The organism is Synechococcus sp. CBW1004, assembly GCF_015840715.1.
GTDB lineage: Bacteria > Cyanobacteriota > Cyanobacteriia > PCC-6307 > Cyanobiaceae > Cyanobium.
Genome location: NZ_CP060397.1, coordinates 2,813,642 through 2,833,387, shown reverse-complemented (window position 1 = coordinate 2,833,387; position 19,746 = coordinate 2,813,642). Strand labels below are relative to the sequence as shown.

The 19,746-nt window shown below is 70.0% G+C and carries 16 protein-coding genes; 7 read left to right on the top strand and 9 right to left on the bottom strand.

Translation table 11 applies throughout. From position 1 onward, the window contains the following. Window positions 1-41 precede the first annotated feature (41 nt). Together H8F25_RS13445 and H8F25_RS13440 are read right to left on the bottom strand one after the other, a co-directional pair. Window positions 42-1,637 carry a hypothetical protein gene (locus H8F25_RS13445; RefSeq protein ID WP_197210845.1) on the bottom strand — a complete coding sequence of 532 codons (1,596 nt, stop codon included), beginning with the start codon at window positions 1,635-1,637 and terminating at the stop codon, window positions 42-44. Window positions 1,638-1,870: 233 nt separating this feature from the next. After that, complete coding sequence (locus H8F25_RS13440) at window positions 1,871-2,335, bottom strand: hypothetical protein (RefSeq protein WP_197210844.1); 465 nt, start codon at window positions 2,333-2,335, stop codon at window positions 1,871-1,873. Between the two features lie 272 nt (window positions 2,336-2,607). Between H8F25_RS13440 and H8F25_RS13435 the strand changes: the two genes are divergently transcribed. The 4 genes from H8F25_RS13435 (at window position 2,608) to H8F25_RS13420 (ending at window position 7,572) form a co-directional block, all read left to right on the top strand. Next, window positions 2,608-4,038: an NADP-dependent isocitrate dehydrogenase gene (locus H8F25_RS13435; protein ID WP_197210843.1), complete on the top strand. Its 1,431-nt coding sequence runs from the start codon at window positions 2,608-2,610 to the stop codon at window positions 4,036-4,038. Window positions 4,039-4,178: 140 nt separating this feature from the next. Further along, entirely contained in the window at window positions 4,179-4,937 is a 759-nt protein-coding gene (locus tag H8F25_RS13430; RefSeq protein ID WP_231596847.1) for an ATP-grasp fold amidoligase family protein, read from the top strand. Window positions 4,938-4,940: 3 nt separating this feature from the next. After that, entirely contained in the window at window positions 4,941-6,140 is a 1,200-nt protein-coding gene (locus tag H8F25_RS13425; RefSeq protein ID WP_197210841.1) for a hypothetical protein, read from the top strand. Between the two features lie 19 nt (window positions 6,141-6,159). Continuing rightward, the gene (locus H8F25_RS13420) at window positions 6,160-7,572 is read left to right on the top strand and encodes a (Fe-S)-binding protein (protein WP_197210840.1); all 1,413 of its coding nucleotides are present in this window, start codon (window positions 6,160-6,162) and stop codon (window positions 7,570-7,572) included. Window positions 7,573-7,600: 28 nt separating this feature from the next. Here H8F25_RS13420 and H8F25_RS13415 read toward each other — a convergent pair whose 3' ends face one another. Both H8F25_RS13415 and H8F25_RS13410 read right to left on the bottom strand, forming a co-directional pair. Then, entirely contained in the window at window positions 7,601-7,915 is a 315-nt protein-coding gene (locus H8F25_RS13415; protein ID WP_370525893.1) for a multidrug efflux SMR transporter, read from the bottom strand. Between the two features lie 25 nt (window positions 7,916-7,940). After that, complete coding sequence (locus H8F25_RS13410) at window positions 7,941-9,446, bottom strand: four-carbon acid sugar kinase family protein (protein ID WP_197210838.1); 1,506 nt, start codon at window positions 9,444-9,446, stop codon at window positions 7,941-7,943. 17 nt (window positions 9,447-9,463) lie between these two features. On the opposite strand from H8F25_RS13410, the gene H8F25_RS13405 reads away from it, so the two are divergent. Next, window positions 9,464-10,660, top strand: coding sequence for an FAD-binding oxidoreductase (locus H8F25_RS13405; protein ID WP_197210837.1), 1,197 nt, complete (start codon window positions 9,464-9,466; stop codon window positions 10,658-10,660). Between the two features lie 72 nt (window positions 10,661-10,732). On the opposite strand, the gene H8F25_RS13400 is transcribed toward H8F25_RS13405, so the two are convergent. Together H8F25_RS13400 and H8F25_RS13395 are read right to left on the bottom strand one after the other, a co-directional pair. Beyond that, window positions 10,733-12,937 carry an acyltransferase family protein gene (locus tag H8F25_RS13400; RefSeq protein ID WP_231596845.1) on the bottom strand — a complete coding sequence of 735 codons (2,205 nt, stop codon included), beginning with the start codon at window positions 12,935-12,937 and terminating at the stop codon, window positions 10,733-10,735. A gap of 25 nt (window positions 12,938-12,962) precedes the next feature. After that, the gene (locus H8F25_RS13395; RefSeq protein ID WP_197210835.1) at window positions 12,963-13,904 is read right to left on the bottom strand and encodes an alpha/beta fold hydrolase; all 942 of its coding nucleotides are present in this window, start codon (window positions 13,902-13,904) and stop codon (window positions 12,963-12,965) included. A 78-nt stretch (window positions 13,905-13,982) separates the two neighbouring features. Here H8F25_RS13395 and H8F25_RS13390 point away from each other — a divergent pair, with 78 nt between their 5' ends. Continuing rightward, the gene (locus tag H8F25_RS13390; protein ID WP_197210834.1) at window positions 13,983-14,303 is read left to right on the top strand and encodes a hypothetical protein; all 321 of its coding nucleotides are present in this window, start codon (window positions 13,983-13,985) and stop codon (window positions 14,301-14,303) included. A gap of 97 nt (window positions 14,304-14,400) precedes the next feature. Here the strand turns inward: H8F25_RS13390 and H8F25_RS13385 are convergent, their stop codons facing one another. After that, window positions 14,401-15,753, bottom strand: a complete 1,353-nt coding sequence (locus H8F25_RS13385) for a cation:proton antiporter (protein WP_197210833.1) — start codon at window positions 15,751-15,753, stop codon at window positions 14,401-14,403. Window positions 15,754-15,893: 140 nt separating this feature from the next. Between H8F25_RS13385 and H8F25_RS13380 the strand changes: the two genes are divergently transcribed. Continuing rightward, on the top strand, window positions 15,894-18,467 hold the full coding sequence (locus tag H8F25_RS13380) for a glycogen/starch/alpha-glucan phosphorylase (RefSeq protein WP_197210832.1): 2,574 nt from the start codon (window positions 15,894-15,896) through the stop codon (window positions 18,465-18,467). A gap of 249 nt (window positions 18,468-18,716) precedes the next feature. Here H8F25_RS13380 and H8F25_RS13375 read toward each other — a convergent pair whose 3' ends face one another. Further along, window positions 18,717-19,184: a hypothetical protein gene (locus H8F25_RS13375; protein ID WP_197210831.1), complete on the bottom strand. Its 468-nt coding sequence runs from the start codon at window positions 19,182-19,184 to the stop codon at window positions 18,717-18,719. 111 nt (window positions 19,185-19,295) lie between these two features. Continuing rightward, window positions 19,296-19,628, bottom strand: coding sequence for a hypothetical protein (locus tag H8F25_RS13370; RefSeq protein WP_197210830.1), 333 nt, complete (start codon window positions 19,626-19,628; stop codon window positions 19,296-19,298). Window positions 19,629-19,746: the final 118 nt, after the last annotated feature.

The following is a 19,746-nucleotide window of genomic DNA, read 5'->3' as shown; positions in this document are numbered from 1 at the left end:
GCTCAAGGTTGCGAACGATTACGCCGGCGGCATGGCCCGCTTCAGCGGTCGGCCGCGGGCTGTTCCGACGCCGACTCCGGCGTCCCGTCAGCCTCGAGGCGCTCCACCCGCCGCCGCCCCACCTCCAGCCCCCCGGGCGGCACCGGCACCTCGATCAGCTGCAGCCGACCCGGGATCAGCGGCTCCACCCGCACGCCGGGCAGGGCCGGGGGCGCCAGTGCCAGGCCACGATCGAGCAGCACGACACGGCGCAGCGGCGGCCTGACCTCGATCGTCTCGCGCTCCTGATCGAGCACCAGATCGGCTTCGCCATGGTCGTAGGCGTTCAGATGCACCGAAGGCAGGCGATAGGCACGCCGGTTGGAGCGGCCGGTGGTCACCACCAGCGTCGTGGCCGGGTCGTAGCGGCGGGCGGCGCTGATGGCCGCGCCCCACTCCCGGTCGTAGTCGCGCAGGGACGCGGCGAAGCGATCGCCCGGCACCAGCAGGAACAGCAGGCTCTGCAGCAGCAGCACCAGCAGCAGGTCGCGGGGCCAGCGCAAGGCGCCGCCACCGTCCGCCGCCGCCAGGCGCAGAGCCAGCAGCAGCAGCACCGGCGGCAGCAGCGTGGTGGCGTGGCCCATGCGGGTGAAGTGCACCAGCAGGAAATAGGCGGCGGCCGGAGCGATCCACAGCAGCAGGAACCAGCCGCGCCAGCGCACCAGCGAAGGCCCGGCGGAACGGGCCCAGAGCGGTTCTGCCACCCGCCTGCGCATCCCGAACAGGGCCAGGGCCAGAGCGGCCGGGGCCGTCAGCGCCACGGTGCGCAGCAGCAGCCAGCCATTGGCGAGGCTGCCACCGGCAGCCTGCTCGTTGTGGGCGTTCTGCCAGCTGCGCAGCAGCGGCCAGAAGCGCTCGAAACCACCTGCCTCCTGGAGGAAGGCATGGCCCCACAGCACCAGCACACCGGCCCCCAGCGCCACCGCCGCGGCGAGGCGACCCGCCGCGATCCCCCGCCTGCAGCCGCGCAGGCAGCAGAGCAGCACCAGCGGCAGCAGGAAGATCGGCGTGTTGGGACGGATCCCGCCGGCGGTGGCCATCAGCAACGCCAGGGGCGCCAGCGCCCAGGCCTCGCCCAGGGACACGCACCAGGCACACAGCCCCAGGGCCACCACCCAGCCGAGTTCGGCGCCGTAGCTGAGCGGCTGGCTGGCATAGAACCAGAGCACCGGGGCACTGAACAGCAGCGCCACCAGCCACCAGGCGGTGCGCCAGCCGCCGAGGCGATACCCGAGCAGCAGTCCACAGGGCAGCGCCACCGCCGAGACGACGGCGTTGACCATCTCCAGGGCCGCCACGCCGTTGCCGCCCAGGAGCGGCCGGGTCCAGCGCCCCAGGCTGATCAACCACCAGAACACCGCCGGCAGATGGGGCTGGTGCCGGCGTGGATCGAAACCGTCGAGCGCCAGCACGAAATTGCCCGCATCCCAGGCCTGCACCAGCTCCGCGCGGGTGAGCCAGCGGCTGACGATCCCGACAAGCAGCAGCGCCGCCAGGGTGAGCGGCAGCGACAGGGGCCAGCCGCGCCGGCTCATCTCCGCCGCCAGGGTGGGACGGTCGTCCTGGGGCCCATCGGCGGCGAGGCGGAAGCTGGTCACCGGAGAACGGCGAAGACGACAGCCCCGTCCTAGGGCGCGGCGCAGCTCCCTGCAGCTGCCGCACGCCAACGCTGGTCCTCCGGGGAGGCGCCACGCACACAGCACGGCAACCCCTGATGGAGGGCGCAGCGCTCAGCGATCCCGCTCACCCCGGTCGGCGACGTCACGGAGGGCTCGGTGGCCACCGCCGGTCAGGAGCGGCAGCGGCAGGGGAACAGACCCGCGATCGACGCTCAGGCCGCCTCCTCGCCGGGCTCCTGGAGGCTCTCCGCCCCGGCGTCGAACAGGGCGAACAGCTCGCGGCAGAACCGGCGCAGGCGTTCCGTCACCTCCGCCTGGGGCAGGTGGCTGCCGGAGGGCATCCAGTCGCCCACCGTGGCCAGGCGCCAGCGCTCGGATTCATAGGTGAGGCCGCGGATCAGCACTCCAAGCAGCCGGGGCCGGCGATCCCCCGGGGCCGCCGGCCGGTCGAGGCGCAGCTGCACCAGCAGAGACCGGCACTGAAGCCGCGGGCTCCAACCCGGGAAATGAAAGGACAGATCCAGCGATTCCGTCTCCTGGAAGGCACGGGTCTCAGGGTCGTCACGCCAGGGGGTGAGATTGGCCCGCGCGGCGGGGAAATGGCCGCGAAACAGGGTGACCACCGAGGCGATGGCCTGAGCCAGTTCGAGAGTCCGGGCCTGATCAGCGGCGTTCATGGGACCCATCCTGGGGGCAGCGGCCGCGATCTGCAGCCCCGATCGGCAGCCGCGGACAGGCCTGAGGCGCGGATTGGCTGGACGGGGCCTGCCGGGTGAACCCGGCCGGGAACGCCCCTCCGCGGACCCGCCGGGCTGGCGGGTGCGTCCATCGCACACTCATGCGAAACGCTGTTCGCGATCACAGCACGGCACGCGGCCGGGCCGCCGATCACCACAAACCTTCCGCCGCCGGGGGCAGACATAGGCTCTCCGCCAGCGACACCGTCCCGATGGCCACCTACGAGAAGCTCACGCCCCCGAACGCAGGCACGGCGATCCGCTTCGAGAACGGCCAGCCGGTTGTGCCGAACGACCCGATCATCCCGTTCATCCGCGGTGATGGCACCGGCGTCGACATCTGGCCGGCCACCCAGCGCGTCCTGGACGCGGCGGTGGCCAAGGCCTACGGCGGCGAACGGCGCATCGAATGGTTCAAGGTCTACGCGGGCGATGAGGCCTGCGACCTGTACGGCACCTATCAGTACCTGCCGGAGGACACCCTCACCGCGATCAAGGAGTACGGCGTCGCCATCAAGGGCCCCCTCACCACGCCGATCGGCGGCGGCATCCGTTCCCTGAACGTGGCGCTGCGCCAGATCTTCGATCTGTACTGCTGCGTGCGTCCCTGCCGCTATTACGAGGGCACCCCCAGCCCCCACAAGCGGCCCCAGGACCTCGACGTGATCGTCTACCGCGAGAACACCGAGGACATCTACATGGGGATCGAGTGGGAGGCCAGCGATCCGGTGTGCCTCGAACTGATCCAGCACCTCAACGAGGTGGTGATCCCCGCCAACGGCAAGCTGGGCAAGCGCCGGATCCCGGCCGGCGCAGGCATCGGCATCAAACCGGTGAGCAAGCACGGCAGCCAGCGCCACATCCGCAAGGCGATCCAGCACGCCCTGCGCCTCGAGGGCGACAAGCGCCACGTGACGCTGGTGCACAAGGGCAACATCATGAAGTTCACCGAGGGCGCCTTCCGCGACTGGGGCTACGAGCTGGCCACCACGGAATTCCGCGACGTCTGCGTCACCGAGCGCGAGAGCTGGATTCTCGACAACCTCGATCAGAACCCAGGCCTGAGCATCGAGGCCAATGCCCGCCTGATCGAGCCCGGCTACGACAGCCTCACCCCCGAGAAGAAGGCGGGGATCTGCGGCGAAGTGCAGGGGGTGCTCGACGCCATCGGCAGCAGCCACGGCAACGACCAGTGGAAGCAGATGGTGATGGTCGATGACCGCATCGCCGACAGCATCTTCCAGCAGATCCAGACGCGCCCGGCCGACTATTCGATCCTCGCCACCCTCAACCTCAACGGCGACTACATCTCCGATGCCGCGGCCGCCGTGGTGGGCGGCCTGGGCATGGCCCCCGGCGCCAACATCGGCGACAACGCGGCGATCTTCGAGGCGACCCACGGCACCGCCCCCAAGCACGCCGGCCTCGATCGCATCAACCCCGGCTCGGTGATCCTCTCGGGCGTGATGATGCTCGAATACATGGGCTGGCAGGAGGCGGCCGACCTGATCACCGCCGGCCTCAGCGCCGCGATCGCCAACAAGGAGGTCACCTATGACCTGGCCCGCCTGATGGAACCCCGCGTCGAGCCGGTGAGCTGCAGCGGCTTCGCCGAGGCGGTGGTGCGGCACTTCGGGGGCTGAGGTTGCTAGTCGAAGGTCCGCGGCCGTTCCCATCGTCAGGGGACGGACCTGATCCGGCCGCAGCCGAGCTGGAACGCTGGTACCGGGAGCGCTATGCCAGCTTCCATGGGGGCCGGCAGCCTGACCTCCAGCAGCCCCGGTTGTTCTCGGAACGGGTGGTGGCGCGGATCATCCGCGACCGCGATCCCCAGCTGCGGGTCTATTGCGACAAGCTGCAATGCAAGGCCTGGATCGACAGTCAGCTCGGTCCGGGCTTCCAGCCGCTCACCTTGGCGGTTGTCGAGGACGCCGAGGCGCTGAGGGGGCTGGACCTGCCCTCCCGCTGGATCCTCAAGGCCAGCCATGGCTCGGGCTGGACCCGTCGGATCGGACCTGACGACCAGCCCCTGCAGGCTGAGCTGATCGCCCAGGCCAATGACTGGCTGCAGCGGGACTACACCGAGGTGAATCGGGAATGGGCCTATGGGGACCTGCAACGGCGCCTGATCGCCGAGGAGTGGCTCCTTGACAACGGCGCGACCGCCCCTGAGATCAGCGTTTTCTGCTTCGCGGGCCGGACGCCGCTGATTCGCCTGCACCTCGCACGCTCCATCACGCCGACGGCCGACCCGGCCAGTTGGCCCCTTGAATGCTTCCTGGACGGCCAGGCACGCCTGCTGCCGATCGAACGCCCCCGCCGCCACCACGACCCATCACTCCAGGCCCGCTGCTGGGATGCGTTGCCCCGCTTCCTGGAACTGGCCCGCACCCTGACGGGGCAGCAGGAATTCCTGCGCATCGATGGCTACCTCTGCGCTGACGGCCTGCGGCTGGGCGAGATCACGCCCTATCCCTATGCCGGGCTCGGCTTTGACCTGGACCCCTGCTGGGATGCCTGGCTGGGCAGCTTCTGGGATTGAGGGATGGGGCCGGATCCGCTCTACGACCAGGTGCATGTGCTGGCCTTCAACCGGCCCCAGTACGCCGCAGCGGTGCTGCGGGCCCTTGCCTCGCTGCTGCCCACCGGTGCAGGGAGCCCGGCTGTGCACGTCTGGATCGATGGCTTTGCCGGCTCCCGGGATGAACGCCAGGGCGTTCCCGACCGACGGGAGACCGTGGCCTGGCTGGTGCGGCGGTACTTACCGCAGGCCCGGATGCACCGTCTGGCGACGAACATCGGCATCGCCCGCATGTTCGCCCGGGCCGAGCAGCTGAGCCTGCGCCAGAGCCGCACCGCCTACACCCTGTTCTTCGAAGACGACTATGTGCCCGGCCCCGACTACCTGCGGGCCCTGGAGCTGCTGATGGCCTGGGGGCTGCAGCAGCCCGAGGTGGCGATCGTCACGGCTCACGGGATCGTGGCCGAGCACACCGCCGTGCTGCTGCCGGATCTGGAACAGGAGCTGCCTCTGCGCCCCCTGTTCGCCCACAGCCTCTGGGCCTTCGCGATCAAGCGCACTCACCTGCAGGAGCGGGCCGCAGTGCTGCAGCCCTACCTGGCCACAATGCGCGGGGTGCGTTACAGCCAGCGCGATCACTCCGCCATCCTGGCCCTCCATGCCGCCCAGGGCCTGGGGTTCGTGCTCGGCAGCAGCCAGGACTACGCCAAACACGTTGCCCTGCTGCAACTTCAACGTCTGGCCGTGACCGTGCCGCAACGGCTCGGCCGCTACATCGGCCGCATCGGCGAACACTCCACCGAGGCCAGCTTCGAACGCCTGGCCTATGCCCGCACGCTGGAGGATCGCTTCAACCCAGAGACCTATGGCCAGGCCCTGCAGGCCCCCCTGGAGGCTGCCCTGCTGCGCTGGTCGCGGCTGCTGGAATTGATGGTGATCGGCGTTCTGCTGCAGGGGCAGGAGCGCCAGGCCCAGCTGGCGGCGACCGAAAGCGAACTGGAGCAGCTGCGGGCCCGGCTGGCGGCCCTGGAACAACAGCAGCAACACCCCCCGGTCGAGTCCGGGACCGCGGTGGCGGCGAGCGGCCACGGGGCGCTCAGCAACCCCATGGCCCCTGTCGCCGGCGCGACCTCCCCCGAGCCGATCCTCAGGCGGGCCATTGGTGCGGGGCGCCGTCTGCGGGCACGCCTGCGGGGTCGTCTGAGGCGGCACCCTCCGGCCTGAAAGCGGCAGACTGCCCCCCATGAGCGCTCCTTCCACCGCCGCCATCCCCCTGCAGGCCGCGGATCCCTGCGTGCACTGCGGCTTCTGCCTGCCGACCTGCGCCAGCTACCGGGTGCTCGCCACGGAGATGGATTCGCCGCGCGGCCGCATCCACACGCTCAAGGCGATCGAGGCAGGCGAACTGCAGCTCGATGCCACCATCGCCAGCCATTTCGACAGCTGCCTGGGCTGCTTCGCCTGCGTCACCGCCTGCCCCTCCGGCGTGCGCTACGACGAGCTGATCGAGGCCACCCGCCCGAAGCTCAACGCTCCGGAGCTGCGATCGCCCGCCCAGCGGGCCTTCCGCCGCCTGCTCTTCGCCCTGCTGCCCTATCCGCAGCGCCTGAGAGCACTGCTGACGCCGTTACGCGCCTACGCCGGCGGCCCCCTGCAGGAGCTGGCACGCCGCAGCGGTCTCACCCGCCTGTTCGGCCCCCAGATCGAGGCGATGGAGCGGCTGCTGCCGCCGCTGGCGCCGGAGGCCTTCGCCGATCCCTGGCCGGTGGTGGTGCCGGCCCAGGGGGAGCGGCGGCATCGGGTGGGCCTGGTGCTGGGCTGCGTGCAGCGCCTGTTCGATCCGGCCGTGAATGCCGCCGCGATCGAGCTGCTCAGCGCCAACGGCATCGAGGTGGTGATCCCTCCGAGCCAGGGCTGCTGCGGGGCCGTCACCCATCACCAGGGCGAGCTGGAGCAGACGCGGCAGCTGGCGGCCGACCTGATGGCGAGCTTCGAGGCGGTGGTGGGCCCCGGCAAAGCGGCGGGCGCCGAACCGCTTGAGGCGGTGCTGGTGGCGGCCTCCGGCTGCGGCCACACCCTCAAGGCCTATGGGCACCTGCTGGAGCAGAGGATCACGGCGCGTTCCGCATCAGCCGACCAGGGCAGCGCCATGGAAGCGCAAGGAGCGATCGCCGCAACCGCAGACCGCTTCGCCGCCAGTGTCGCCGACATCCAGGAGTACCTGGCGCGCGTGGGCCTGTCGGAGGCGTTCCGGGCCTCGCTGCAACCGCTGCGCCACGCCGATGGCGAGCCGGCCACGGCCGAGCGCCCGCTGGTGCTCGCTTATCACGACGCCTGCCACATGCTGCACGGCCAGGGCATCAGCCGCCAGCCACGCGAGCTGCTGCGGCGGATCCCGCACGTGCGCCTGGTGGAGGCGATGGAGGCGGGGGTGTGCTGCGGCAGCGCCGGCATCTACAACCTGGTGCAGCCCGAGGAGGCGGCGGAGCTGGGGCGCCTCAAGGCCGCCGACCTGACGAACACCGGCGCCGCCATCGCCGTCAGCGCCAACATCGGCTGCAGCCTGCAGATCCGCCGGCACCTGGAGGAGAGCGCCACGCCCCTGCCGGTGATGCATCCGGTGCAGCTGCTGGTGCGCAGTGCCCGGGGGGGCTAGGGCGGGGTGCGCCCCGGCTCGGGCCGCCTCAGTGCGCCTGGCCGCTGAGATTGATCACGATCACCCCGGCAACGATCAGGCCCATGCCCACCAGCGCGGGCGGATCGAGCCGCTGGCCCCAGAGCAGCCAACCCGCCAGGGTGATCAGCAGCAGCCCCAGGCCCGACCAGATCGCATACACCAATCCCAGAGGGATGCTGCGCATGGTCAGCGACAGGCTGTAGAAGGAGACGCCATAGCCGACCACAACCAGCAGCGCAGGCCACGGCCGGGTGAACCCCTCCGAGGCCTTGAGGGCGGTGGTGGCCACCACCTCCGCCAGGATCGCCACCAGCAGGCTCACCTGAGCGAACGTCACGGCAGGGGCTTCAGGCGGAACTCCCATCCTCCATCCAGCGCCAGGCCTCATGAAGGGTGCCGGCATCCCCGAGGTTGCCGGGGAAGGTGAGCACGGGCAGGGCGTCAGGCCCCGCGAGCACCAGCGACAGCCCCGGCAGCAGCTGACCCTGCAGCAGCACCGAGGCGAGGCCGAGACCATCGGCCAGCAACGTGTGGGTGGTGATGCCTCCCTTGCTGATCAGATAGCCCAGCTGCGGTGCCAGGGCGGCGGCAAGCCGTGCCATCAGGCCGGCCAGGGCGAGACCGAGGGCGCGACGCTCGGCGGCATGACGGCATTGCCGCTCGCCCCGGCTGGTGTACAGCACCGGCGTGAGACCAGCGGCGAGCACCGCCTCCAGCCGACCGCGCCAGTCCGCCTCCAGCGAAGCCAGCAACCGGTCGGGCAGGGGCCCCTCAAGCACCCGCTGCAGCCGGTCCACCGGCAGCTCGAGGCCCCGGCAGCGGGGATCCGCCAGCAGTCGCTCCAGCTGCGCGTCGGCAAGCGGCACATGCGACCCGACGATCACCAGGCCGGGCCGAACCCTGCCGTGCCCATCCCGGCGGCGCAGGTGAGCCAGCCCGGCGGCCTCCAGCGGCTGGGGCGGCAAGGCGGCCAGCGCCCCCACCAGCCCGGCGGCGCTCTGGATCAGGAAGCGCCGCTGCGGCATCGTCACGACAGGCCGCGTCGAAACTGCATCCGCCGGCAGCGCCAGGGGGGCCAGCGCGGGCGCCGTCGGGCAAGAAGTGGTCCCGGAGGGCGACGCACACCCCTCGGCGGCCTGAGGACGATCGGGCAACGGCGCGAAGGACAACTCCCGGATGGCCGCCGCCAGGGCGGTGAGGTGCTCCGGTCGCTCCGCATCCACCACCACGGTGGTGTTGCCACCGAAACCGGCCAGCCGCGCCCGCAGGGCCTCGGGCGGTTCCTCCAGATCGCGGAGGCTCAGATGGCCCACCGAGGCGGCCTCGATCCGTCCACCGCTCTTCTCCTCCACCCAGGCGCGCAGGTCGCTGTGGCAGTAGCCGAACAGAGCGTCGCGGGCGAAGGGGGTCTCATGCACCGGATGGCCATCCAGGCGGTGCACCGCGTCCCGGGTGGAGCGGCCACCCTCCAGGAAGGCAGGCGCCAGCAGCGTGGCATCGAAGGGCCCCAGCTGGGCGGCGAGCACCTCCACCTCGAGCGGGTAATGGCCGCGCAGGGTGGAATCGCCGCGGCTCACCAGCTGCCAGCCCCGGATCCAGCCGCATTGCCCGGCCTCGCGCAGGGCCGGCTCCAGGGCCCGGCAGATCTCGCTCACCCGCTCGCGGGCCGCGTCCGGATCGAGGGCGCGGGTGTTGGCCAGCAGGAACAGCAGCGGCGAGGAGTGACGCAGACCCTCCAGCAGGGTGGCGTGATCCCAGCGCAGCAGCAGCGGGCAGCTGTGCACCGTCTGGGAGCCGGTGGGGTCGTCATCGAGGACGACGATCTTGAACGGCGGCGAGCCAACCTGCTGCATGGCACCATCGTGCCGTGATGCAGCCCGACGCCAAGGATCTGCGGGAGCTGGTGCGCGAGCTGCACCAGCAGGGAACCCCCTGGCTGCCCAGCGGCCTGGGCAGCCGGCTCGACTGGGGGGCACCGCTGCGCCAGCCCTGCACGCCGGTGAGCCTGCGGGCCCTGAGCGGCATCCTCGAGCACAACCCAGGAGATTTCACGCTCACGGTGCGGGCCGGCACCGCACTGCAGGAGGTGCAGCAGGCTCTGGCGGAGCACCGCCAGTGGCTGGCCGTCGATCCCCCCTGGGGCAGCGGCCCGGGCGGCTCGGACTCCGGCAGCATCGGCGGCCTGGTGGCCCGCGGCCTCTCCGGCGGCTACCGCCATCGCCATCTGGGGGTGCGCGACCAGCTGATCGGACTGTCGCTGCTGCGCAGCGATGGCGTCGAAGCGAAGGCCGGCGGCCGGGTGGTGAAGAACGTGGCCGGCTACGACCTGATGCGGCTGTTCTGCGGCAGCTGGGGCTCCCTGGGCCTGATCAGCAGCGTGACCCTGCGCACCCAGCCGATCCCACCGGCCCGACGAGGCCTGCTGGTGGGAGGCAGCCTGGAGGATCTGGGGAGCCTGGTGGGCTGGCTGGTGGGCTCAAGCCTGACGCCGGAGCGGATCGACTGGTGGAACGCGCCGCTGGCGCTCGCCGCCGGCCTGGGGGAGGAGCCTCAGCTGCTGATCGGCCTGGCCAGCGTCAGCGCCACCAGCCTGCGGGAGCAGGTGCAGACCATCGCCGGCCGCACCGCCCTGGCCTGCCGCGAGGTGGAGGCGGGCGCGCTGGAGGAGCTGCTGGCCCATGGCCGCGGCCAGCCGGACCCCGGCGCGATCGGAGTGGCGAGCCCGGCGTGGCTGCTGCGCCTGGCCGTGCCGAGTGATCGGGTGGCGACGCTGCTGGCACGCCCGGAACTGCGCGGGATGGCGGTGGAGCTGGCGGCCGGGAGTGGCATCGGCCACGCATGGAGCACCGCCATGCCTTCCGCAGCGACGGATCCGAGCCGGGTGGCGTCGCTGCGACAGCGCTGCCAGGAGCTGGGGGGCTGGCTCACGGTGTTGCGCCAACCCCCCGAATCGCATCTGCACGCCTGGCTGGATGCGCCCTCGAGGCCGCTGATCGAGGCCGTGAAACGGCAGTTTGACCCTCTCGAGCAGCTGGCACCGGGCCGCCTGCCGGGTGTGGCCGCCTGATCGGAACGCCATCAGCGGTTTGCGACCGTGCGGAACAGGCGCCGATGCTGCGCCATGGAGGATCTAGGCGGCTCAGCCTGGCCCCGGCGCGCTGATGGCCTGAGCGGACGGGAGCAACCCCCGCGCGCTCATGAAGCGGTGGAACGGCTCCGCCAGCATCCTGCTGCCGCTGACGCTGAGATGGTGAGAGTCGGCGTAGACCACCGTGCCATCGGTCAGCCGATGACGCACCAGGCCCTGCTCCAGCAGGAGCGGGGTGGGGTCAAACACGTGGACGTTGGGCAGGCCCCGCGCTGCTGCGGCCAGCGTGACCGCCACGGTCCGCTGCATGCGGGCTGTGAGCGCCGGGGTGCCGGAGCAGAGGGCCGCGCGCGTGCCCTGCAGAGCCAGCCGGGGCCAGGCATCGCACACCACCGGGTCACGGGCGAGCATCGGCACATCCACCACCAGCACAAGCTGGATCCCGCGGCTCGCCAGTCGCCGCGCCTGGCTGCGGATGTCGGCGACGAACCGGCTGCGCACCTCGCTGGGGCTGAGGCGGCGGCTTCCCAGGTAGACGGGGAAGTCGTTGTCACGGCCATCGGGGGTGATGTCCCCGAGCTGGCGGTTGAACCAGGTGGCAATGACCACGACATCGCCTGGACGCAGGCGGTCCAGGGCGCGATCCAGCTCACCGGCGGCGAAAGTTCGGCAGGGCTCGTAGCGCTTTTTGTCGAAGCTCACCGTGAGCGAGGGGCTGATCAGGCAGCTGCTCTTGAAGCTGAAGGAGATCGCCTGGCCGGTTCGATCCGTCACCCCATCGAGCATCGGCAGGAGATGGTGCGCGTGGGAGTCACCCAGGAGGAAGATCTCTCCGGCACCGGGACGCCCCGGTTTGCTGCAGGGGCCGAAGTCGGTCCGTGAGTCCGGGCCGTAGTCCTCCCATGTGGGGACACCGCATTCGCCATCGCTGATGCCCGTACCGGGGATCACCGGCCTCAGCTCCGAGATCCTCTCGGCCTTGGGTACCGGATCGCTGTTGCTGCCCAGGAACAGCCGGCCGCGATAGGGATGGGCGAGAGCATCGATGCCGACCCAGGCAAGGATCACCGAGGCGAAGGTCACGCCCAGATGCGGGATCGCTGGCAGCGGGCTGCGCCGAAGGGGCTGTTCCACGAAGCGGTAGGCGAACCACGCCAGCCCGAGCGAGAGGACGGTGGCCAGCAGGTATTGCCAGGGGCGTTCGAGGCCGGTGGTCCAGCGCAGGAAGGTGACCACCGGCCAGTGCCAGAGATAGAGGGAGTAGGAGAGAAGACCGAGGGCGATCAGCAGCCGCTCGAGGGATCGGATGGGCAGAAAGCGGCCATCGGCTTCGGAGCCGGCATGCAGCAGCAGCAGGGTTCCCAGCACGGCGGGCAGAGCACCCGGCGTGGGAAAGCCCTGGCGCTCGGGGGTGAAGACCAGGGACGCGATCACCACCAGCCACCCCAGCCAGCGCAGATGCCGTCCGCGCAGCCAACCCACGGGCGCCCAGGAGATCCCAGGCCGCAGCCGCCCCTCGAGAGAGAAGGAGCGGCGCTGCAGCAGCAGCAGCGCGGCACCGATCGAGAGCTCCCAGAAACGACTCGGCATCAGGAAGAAGGCCGACATCGGCGCATGCGTCGTCCACCAGGCACTGGCGGCCAGCGACACTCCGATCAGCACCAGCAGCATCGGCAGGGTGCGGCGTGCCCCGCTCCCGATCAGGATCAGCAGCAAGGGGAAGACCAGATAGAACTGCTCCTCCACACCCAGCGACCAGGTGTGGACGAAGGGGTTGAGGCTGGAGTCGAGGCCGAAGTAGTCGGCTGAGGACTGCAGCAGGTGGTTGTTCGACCAGCCGTAGATCGCCTTGACCGCCGTCAGGTACAGAGAGCGCGTCTCGGTGGGGGGAATCAGCAGCGCCACCCCGACGGCGGTGACGGCGAGGGTCAGCAGCAGATTGGGCAGCAGGCGTCGGATCCGACGCATGTAGAACCCGCGCAGCCTCTGGCCGATGGATTCGCCGCCGTGGCTCAGCAGCGAGCCGGTGACCACGTAGCCCGAGATCACGAAAAAGACGTCGACACCGACGAAGCCACCGGGCAGCCAATGCTCGTTGAGGTGAAAGATGAACACGGCGATCACCGCCACGCCCCGCAGCGCGTCGATGTCCGGCCGGTATCGGAAGGCCTTGGGCTCAGGCGGCGGCTGTCTCGAGCCTGAGCGTTCGCCTGCGATGCCTTCAGAGGGGCCAGAGACCGCGACCGATGCCGTCACCAGCCTTCCTTCGTAACGTTGTGCGTCATTTAACCAGAACAGAAGGCTGCGAGATCGCCGCTGTTGCAGCAGTTGTCTCAGCCGCCGACACGCCCTCCAACCACTCCAGCAGGGCGGCATTCACCTGCTCGGGCACCTCGTCGTGGGGGCAGTGGCCCGCCTGCAGCACCACCTCGCTGGTGGCCGCCGGCGCATGGCGCTGGAACTGGGCGCGGCGGCCGGCGGCGTTGATCCACGGATCGCGGATGCCCCAGAGCAGCAGCAGCGGCGCCTGGAGCCGCGCGAACAGGGCATCGAGCGGCTCGCCCCGGGGGAAGTCGAACACGGTGCGGAACACCCCGAAGGCGCCGGGATCGCGGGAGGGCACCAGGATCGACTGCACCAGCGCCTCATCGACATTGGTCTGGTCGATGTACACCTGCCGCAGGGTGCGGCGCACGGTGGCGGGACGGCGCAGGTTCTCGAAGATCAGCCGCTGCAGCACCGGGCTGCGCAGCAGCGCCCCGCCGATCGTGCGGCGGGCGATCGCCCCCCAGCCGGTCGGGGCGGCCTGCTCCTCGGAGAAGGGGCCGGCGGCGTTGACCAGCACCACCCCCGCGGCCTCGGAGCCGAGGGAAGCGCCGGCGGCAAGGGCGGCATATCCCCCCAGCGAGTTGCCCACCAGCACCGTCGGCCTGCCGATGCGCTCGCGCACGTAGGCACTCAGCTGATCGGCCCAGAGCTCGCCGCCGTAGGAGAGGCCAGCGGGCTTGGCGCTGCGGCCGAAACCGAGCAGATCGAGGGCATGCACTTCGTACTGCTGCGAGAGCACCGGAATGTTGAAGCGCCAGTGGTCGGTGGAGGCGCCGAAGCCATGGACCAGGAGCACGGCCGGCCCGCGCGGCTCCTCAGGACCGGCGCTGAGGCAGTGCACCCGGTGCCCCAGGTAGGACCAGCCGCTCGGGGAACCGGTCGTTTCGGCAGCCATGGCGTCGGGAGGGGCGCAGGGGCGGCGATGCTAGGGAGCCCGACGGGCCCCACCGCCCGCACTGCCGAGTCCCCGCCGATGTCCGCGGTGCCCGCCCTGTCCGACTGGATCCCGCTGCTGCCGGGGATCGCCCTGTGGGCCCTGGCCCTCTACCTGCCCCTGAGCCTGCCGATCGGCACCTTCGAGGAGACGCTGCAGGCCGGCCCGCTTGACGCGGCCAGCCGCGAGCTGGTGCTGGTGCTCAGCAGCCTCGCCCTCGCCCTGGCGGTGGGTGTGGTGGTGGAGCTGGTGCTGTGCTGGGCCCTAGGGCCGGGCTGGTCCTCCAGCCTTGGGCTGATGGCCGTGCTGGCGGGCCTGAGCTGGAGCCTCGCCGACCGCTTCCGGAAGGAGAAGGACTGAGGGCCGGCCACCGGCGGCTGAGGCCCCGGCCATCACCGGCCTGCTGCGCCCGGGTCGGTCGGGCCGGCACAACAGCCCAGTCAGGCCGGCGCCGCGTTCAGGTGGGGATCTCCTCCAGCGGATCACGGGGTGCGGGCCCCTCACCACCCAGCACCAGGCGCAGCAGCAGCGGGGCCAGGAAGGTGGTGCCGATCACCATCAGCAGAATCGCCGCCTCCAGGGCGGGGGTGAGCAGATGGGCCTGGGTGCCGAGCCCCAGGAAGATCAGACCCACTTCACCGCGGGGCAGCATGCCCAGACCCACCACCAGGCGGTTGCTGGGCTCCTTGCTGAGGTAGCTCCAGCCGGCGGCCACCTTGCCGGCGATCGCCACCAGCAACAGGAACAGGGCCACCACCAGGCCGGGGCGGTTGGCGGGTTCGAGCGGGTTGAGCACCGACAGATCCATGCCGGTGCCGATCAGCACGAAGAAGACGGTGGCGAACAGGGCCACCAGCGGCTTCACCGTTTCCTGGATCGCCTCGGTGTGGCGCGAGCGGCTGAGGATCAGACCGCCGGCGAAGGCCCCCAGGGCCGCCTCCAGGCCGATCGCCTGGGCGGCGAAGCAGCAGAGGCTGAGCACCACGAAACCGGCCACCACCACCTCACCGGGGGCCTTGAGGCGATCGAGCAACCAGTCGAAGGCGGGGGCCGCCGTGCCGCTGAGCCAGAGGGCTGCTGCCACGAACACCAGCGCCGCCACCACCAGCTTCAGGATCGGACCGATCGCCAGGGCCTCACCGCCGGCCAGGGACACCACCACCGCCAGGATGACGATGCCGAGGATGTCGTCGAGCACGGCGGCGCCGATCACGATCTGCCCCTCACGCCGTTTCAGCCAGCCCAGTTCTCCGAAGACGCTGGCGGTGATGCCGATGCTGGTGGCCGTCATCGCGGCACCGGCGAAGACCGCCAGGATCGTGGGCACGTGGAAGAGCCAGATCAGGCCGGCGGTGCCGAGGGCGAAGGGCAGCACCACGCCGGTGACGGCGACGGTGGTGGCCTGCAGGCCCACCGCCATCAGTTCATCCAGCTCGCTCTCGAGGCCCGTGAGGAACAACAGGGCATAGAGGCCGAGCAGTGAGACCTGCTGCAGCCCCGGGAAGCTCTCGGTGTAGAGCTCCTGCACCTGCTCTGGTGTGACACCGGAGAGGGAGGAGACCAGGTTGAGCAGCAGATCGTTGATCGCCACTCCGGTATCGGGGGGCAGCAGGAAATGCAGCCCCGAGACGCCGATCAGCACACCGGCCAGCAGCTCTCCGAGGATCGTCGGCAGCGAAAGCCGCACCATCACCTCAGCGAGGGTGCGCGCGGCGAGGAAGATCACCAGGAAGCGACCCACCTGAATCAGGGTCTCGGCCACCTCAAACTGATGGTTGCCGATCTCAAGCAACAGCGTGGGCAGAAGCATGGGCCTGCTCGCGGGGCCCCGAACCTAGACCGTGCCACCGGCTGTTTCCTCTCATGGGCTGACGCGCACGATCGGAGGTGTCAAAGGGCATCCACCGCTACGGTTTGGCCGACGAGATCCGCAGGCAGCGAGGCAAGGCCATGAGCGAGCACCGACCGATGGACCTGCACCTGCCCACTCCCGGCTGCTACGCCGATCCCGATCGCAGCGGCCTGCTGTCGGAGGATGTGTTCGACGGCATGACCGAGCACCTCTTCTACACGCTCGGCAAACTCGCGCCCACCGCCAGCCGCCACGACCTGTACATGGCGTTGAGCTATGCGGTGCGCGACCGTCTGATGACGCGCTATCTGGCCGGCATCGAGGCGATCAGCGCCTCTCCCGCCCGGGTGGTCGCCTACCTGTCGGCGGAGTTCCTGATCGGCCCGCAGCTGGGCAACAACCTGCTGATGCTGGGCATCCAGGAGGAGGCCGCCGAGGCGTTGCGCCGCTTCGGCATCAATGACATCGAGGAGATCCTCGATGTGGAGGAGGAGCCGGGCCTCGGCAACGGTGGCCTGGGACGCCTGGCGGCCTGCTTCCTCGAATCGATGGCCTCGCTGCAGATCCCGGCCACCGGCTATGGCATCCGCTATGAGTTCGGCATCTTCGACCAGCTGATCCGCGACGGCTGGCAGGTGGAGATCACCGACAAGTGGCTCAAGGCCGGCTGGCCTTGGGAGATCCCCCACCCCGACCAGGCCTGCTTCGTGGGCTTCGGCGGCCGCACCGAGAGCTATCGCGACGAACACGGCAACTACCGGGTGCGCTGGATTCCGGCCGAGCATGCGATCGGCGTCCCCCACGACGTGCCGGTGCTGGGCTACCGCGTCAACACCTGCGACCGGCTGCGGCTGTGGCGGGCGGACGCCACCGAGTCGTTCGACTTCTATGCGTTCAACAGCGGCGACTATTACGGCGCCGTCGAGGAGAAGGTGGGCAGCGAGACCCTCTCCAAGGTGCTGTATCCGAACGACGGCACCGACGAGGGGCGTCGTCTGCGGCTGAAGCAGCAGCACTTCTTCGTGAGCTGCTCGCTGCAGGACATGATCCGCAACCTGGACATGCGCGGCATCCCGATCCAGGAGTTCCCGGATCACTGGGCGGTGCAGCTCAACGACACCCATCCGGCGATCGCGGTGGCCGAGCTGATGCGGTTGCTGCTCGACGACAAGCATCTCGAGTGGCAGGAGGCCTGGGAGATCACCAGCCGCTCGCTCTCCTACACCAACCACACACTGCTGCCGGAGGCGCTCGAGAAGTGGGGGCTCGATCTGTTCGGCTCGCTGCTGCCGCGCCACCTGGAGCTGATCTATGAGATCAACCGCCGCTTCCTGCAGCAGGTGCGGCTGAAGTATCCCGGCAACGATCAGATCCTGCGCCGCGTCTCGATCATCGACGAGGAGGGCAACAAATGTGTGCGCATGGCCAACCTGGCCACGGTGGCGGCCCATCACGTCAACGGCGTCGCGGCGCTGCACAGCGAACTGGTGCGCAGCGATCTCTTCCCGGAGTTCGCCAGGCTCTGGCCCGACAAGTTCATCAATGTCACCAACGGCGTCACACCGCGGCGCTGGGTGGCGCTGGCCAATCCGCAGCTGTCGGCCCTGCTGGATGAGGCGGTTGGTGAGGGCTGGGTGCGCGATCTCGATCAGCTGCGCGGCCTGGAGCGCCACGTCGATGACGACGCCTTCCTGGAGCGCTGGGGTGCCACCAAGCTGGCGGTGAAGCATCACCTGACCCAGTACATCCACCGCCACACGGGCGTGCTGGTCGATCCGGCCTCGATGTTCGACGTGCAGGTGAAGCGCATCCATGAATACAAGCGCCAGCACCTCAACGCCCTCGGGGTGATCGCCCGCTACCTGCGCATCAAGAACGGCCAGGGCGACCACCTGGCGCCGCGCACCGTGGTGTTCGGTGGCAAGGCCGCGCCCGGCTACTACATGGCGAAGCTGATCATCCGCTTCATCAACGGCATCGCCGAGACGGTGAACGCCGATCCCGACATGGAAGGACGCCTGCGGGTGATCTTCCTGCCCGACTACAACGTCAAGCTGGGCGAGCGGGTGTATCCGGCCGCCGATCTCTCCGAGCAGATCTCCACCGCCGGCCTGGAGGCCTCCGGCACCGGCAACATGAAGTTCTGCATGAACGGGGCCCTGACGATCGGCACCCTCGATGGCGCCAACGTCGAGATCCGCCAGCAGGTGGGCGAGGAGAACTTCTTCCTGTTCGGCAAGACCACCGAGCAGATCGCCGAGCTGCGCAACGGCTACCGCCCCTGGGAGATGATCGGCGCCGTGCCGGAGCTTCCCGAGGTGCTGCGCCTGGTGGAGCAGGGGCACTTCAGCAACGGCGACGGCGATCTGTTCCGGCCGCTGCTGGAGAACCTCACGGGGCGCGATCCCTTCTTCGTGCTGGCCGATTTCCAGGCCTACCTGGAGGCGCAGGACAGGGTCGATCAGGCCTGGGCCGACCGCCGTCACTGGAACCGGATGTCGCTGCTGAACACGGCCCGCAGCGGTCTGTTCTCCTCCGATCGCTCGATCCGCGAATACGCGCAGACCATCTGGGACGCGCAGGAGTTCCCGGTGACGATCACCTGTGATCTCGACCGCGGCACGCAGCTGCGGCGCCGGAGTCCGTCGGCCGAGGAACAGCAGGTCCGCTGAGCCCCGCCCGCTTCAGGAGGCGAGAGCGACCCGGTCGCGGCGCTCCTCCCTCCGGAGCGCCATGTCCTCAGGACTGCCCCCGGCATCGCTGCCATGGGGCAGTCCCCACATGGACCACCACAACAGCGAGAGGAAGAGGCGCCTCAGTGCCCAGGGCGCAGGCCCGTCAGTGACGGAGCTGACGACCTACGGAGCGCCGAGAGCGGTTCAGGCGGGGCAGCGACGCAGCGGCAGTCGCCGTGCGGCGGTTCAGGGCCGGTGATCGGGCAGATCGGGGGTCTGGTGCAGCAGGCGGTTGAGCCGCAGCCGGTCGGCGTTGAGCGGATCGGGGGCCAGCTCGCCGGCCACCTCTCGGAAGGTCTGCTCCACCTGCTCGGGCACGCGCACGTCGAAGATGCGCTCCATCAGCACCTCGATCGAGAAGAGATGGGCGTTGATGTTCTCCAGATCGGCCATCGCCTGCTGGATCGCGTCGGTCTCTCCCTCACCCGAGGGGGCGCCGCCGGCCTCGGCGGGGACCGGCGCGACGGGGGCGTCAGCGTCGCCGTGGGTCTTCTGCAGTTCCTCCAGCACACGGCCGGCGAGGGTGCGAAACGATTGCAGAGCGGCCCAGTTCAGCTCCTGCTGCTGACGCAGGCTGGGATTCTCGCGGATCAATCGGTCGTGTTCCCGATAGAAGCGCTGGCAATCAGGGCATTGGCAGGGCTCTTCCGGCACCGTATCCCTTGTGCTTGTCAAGCACCATCATGCCATTCAGCGTCAAGCAGACGCCGGAAGCCCCGAGGAGTGCGGCCGGCGGGCCTGACGCAGGGGCTGCGGCGTCAGGCGTCAGGCGTCAAGGCCGTGGCCACTGGCGTCGTCGAGGCCTCCGTCCTCGTCGCCGTCGGCCGCAGGGGGCAGGGGGATCTCGATCGAACTGACCACCTGGATGACATCCCGCAGGCGCATCGAATCGGCGAACCAGCCCATGGCCTGCTCCACATCGCCGCGCCGCTCGGCATCGCTGGCCTGATCCTCATGGGCCTCGGCCAGCAGGGCCAGCCAGCACAGGCAGCGGGCCTGGATCACCGAGAGATCCAGGTCGTCAGGCGTGGCATCGGCGATCCGCTCGCTCTCCTGCTGCACCAGGAGCCGCAGCCGCAGGTCGTGGAGCTGGGTCATCCGGATGCTGACGGCTGAGCCCAGGCTAACCGGGGTGACAAGGGGCGCTCCAGGGGAGCGGTACCAGCGATGGTGTGGCCAGTGACGCCGAACACCATCCGCAGTGTCCCTGCGATCG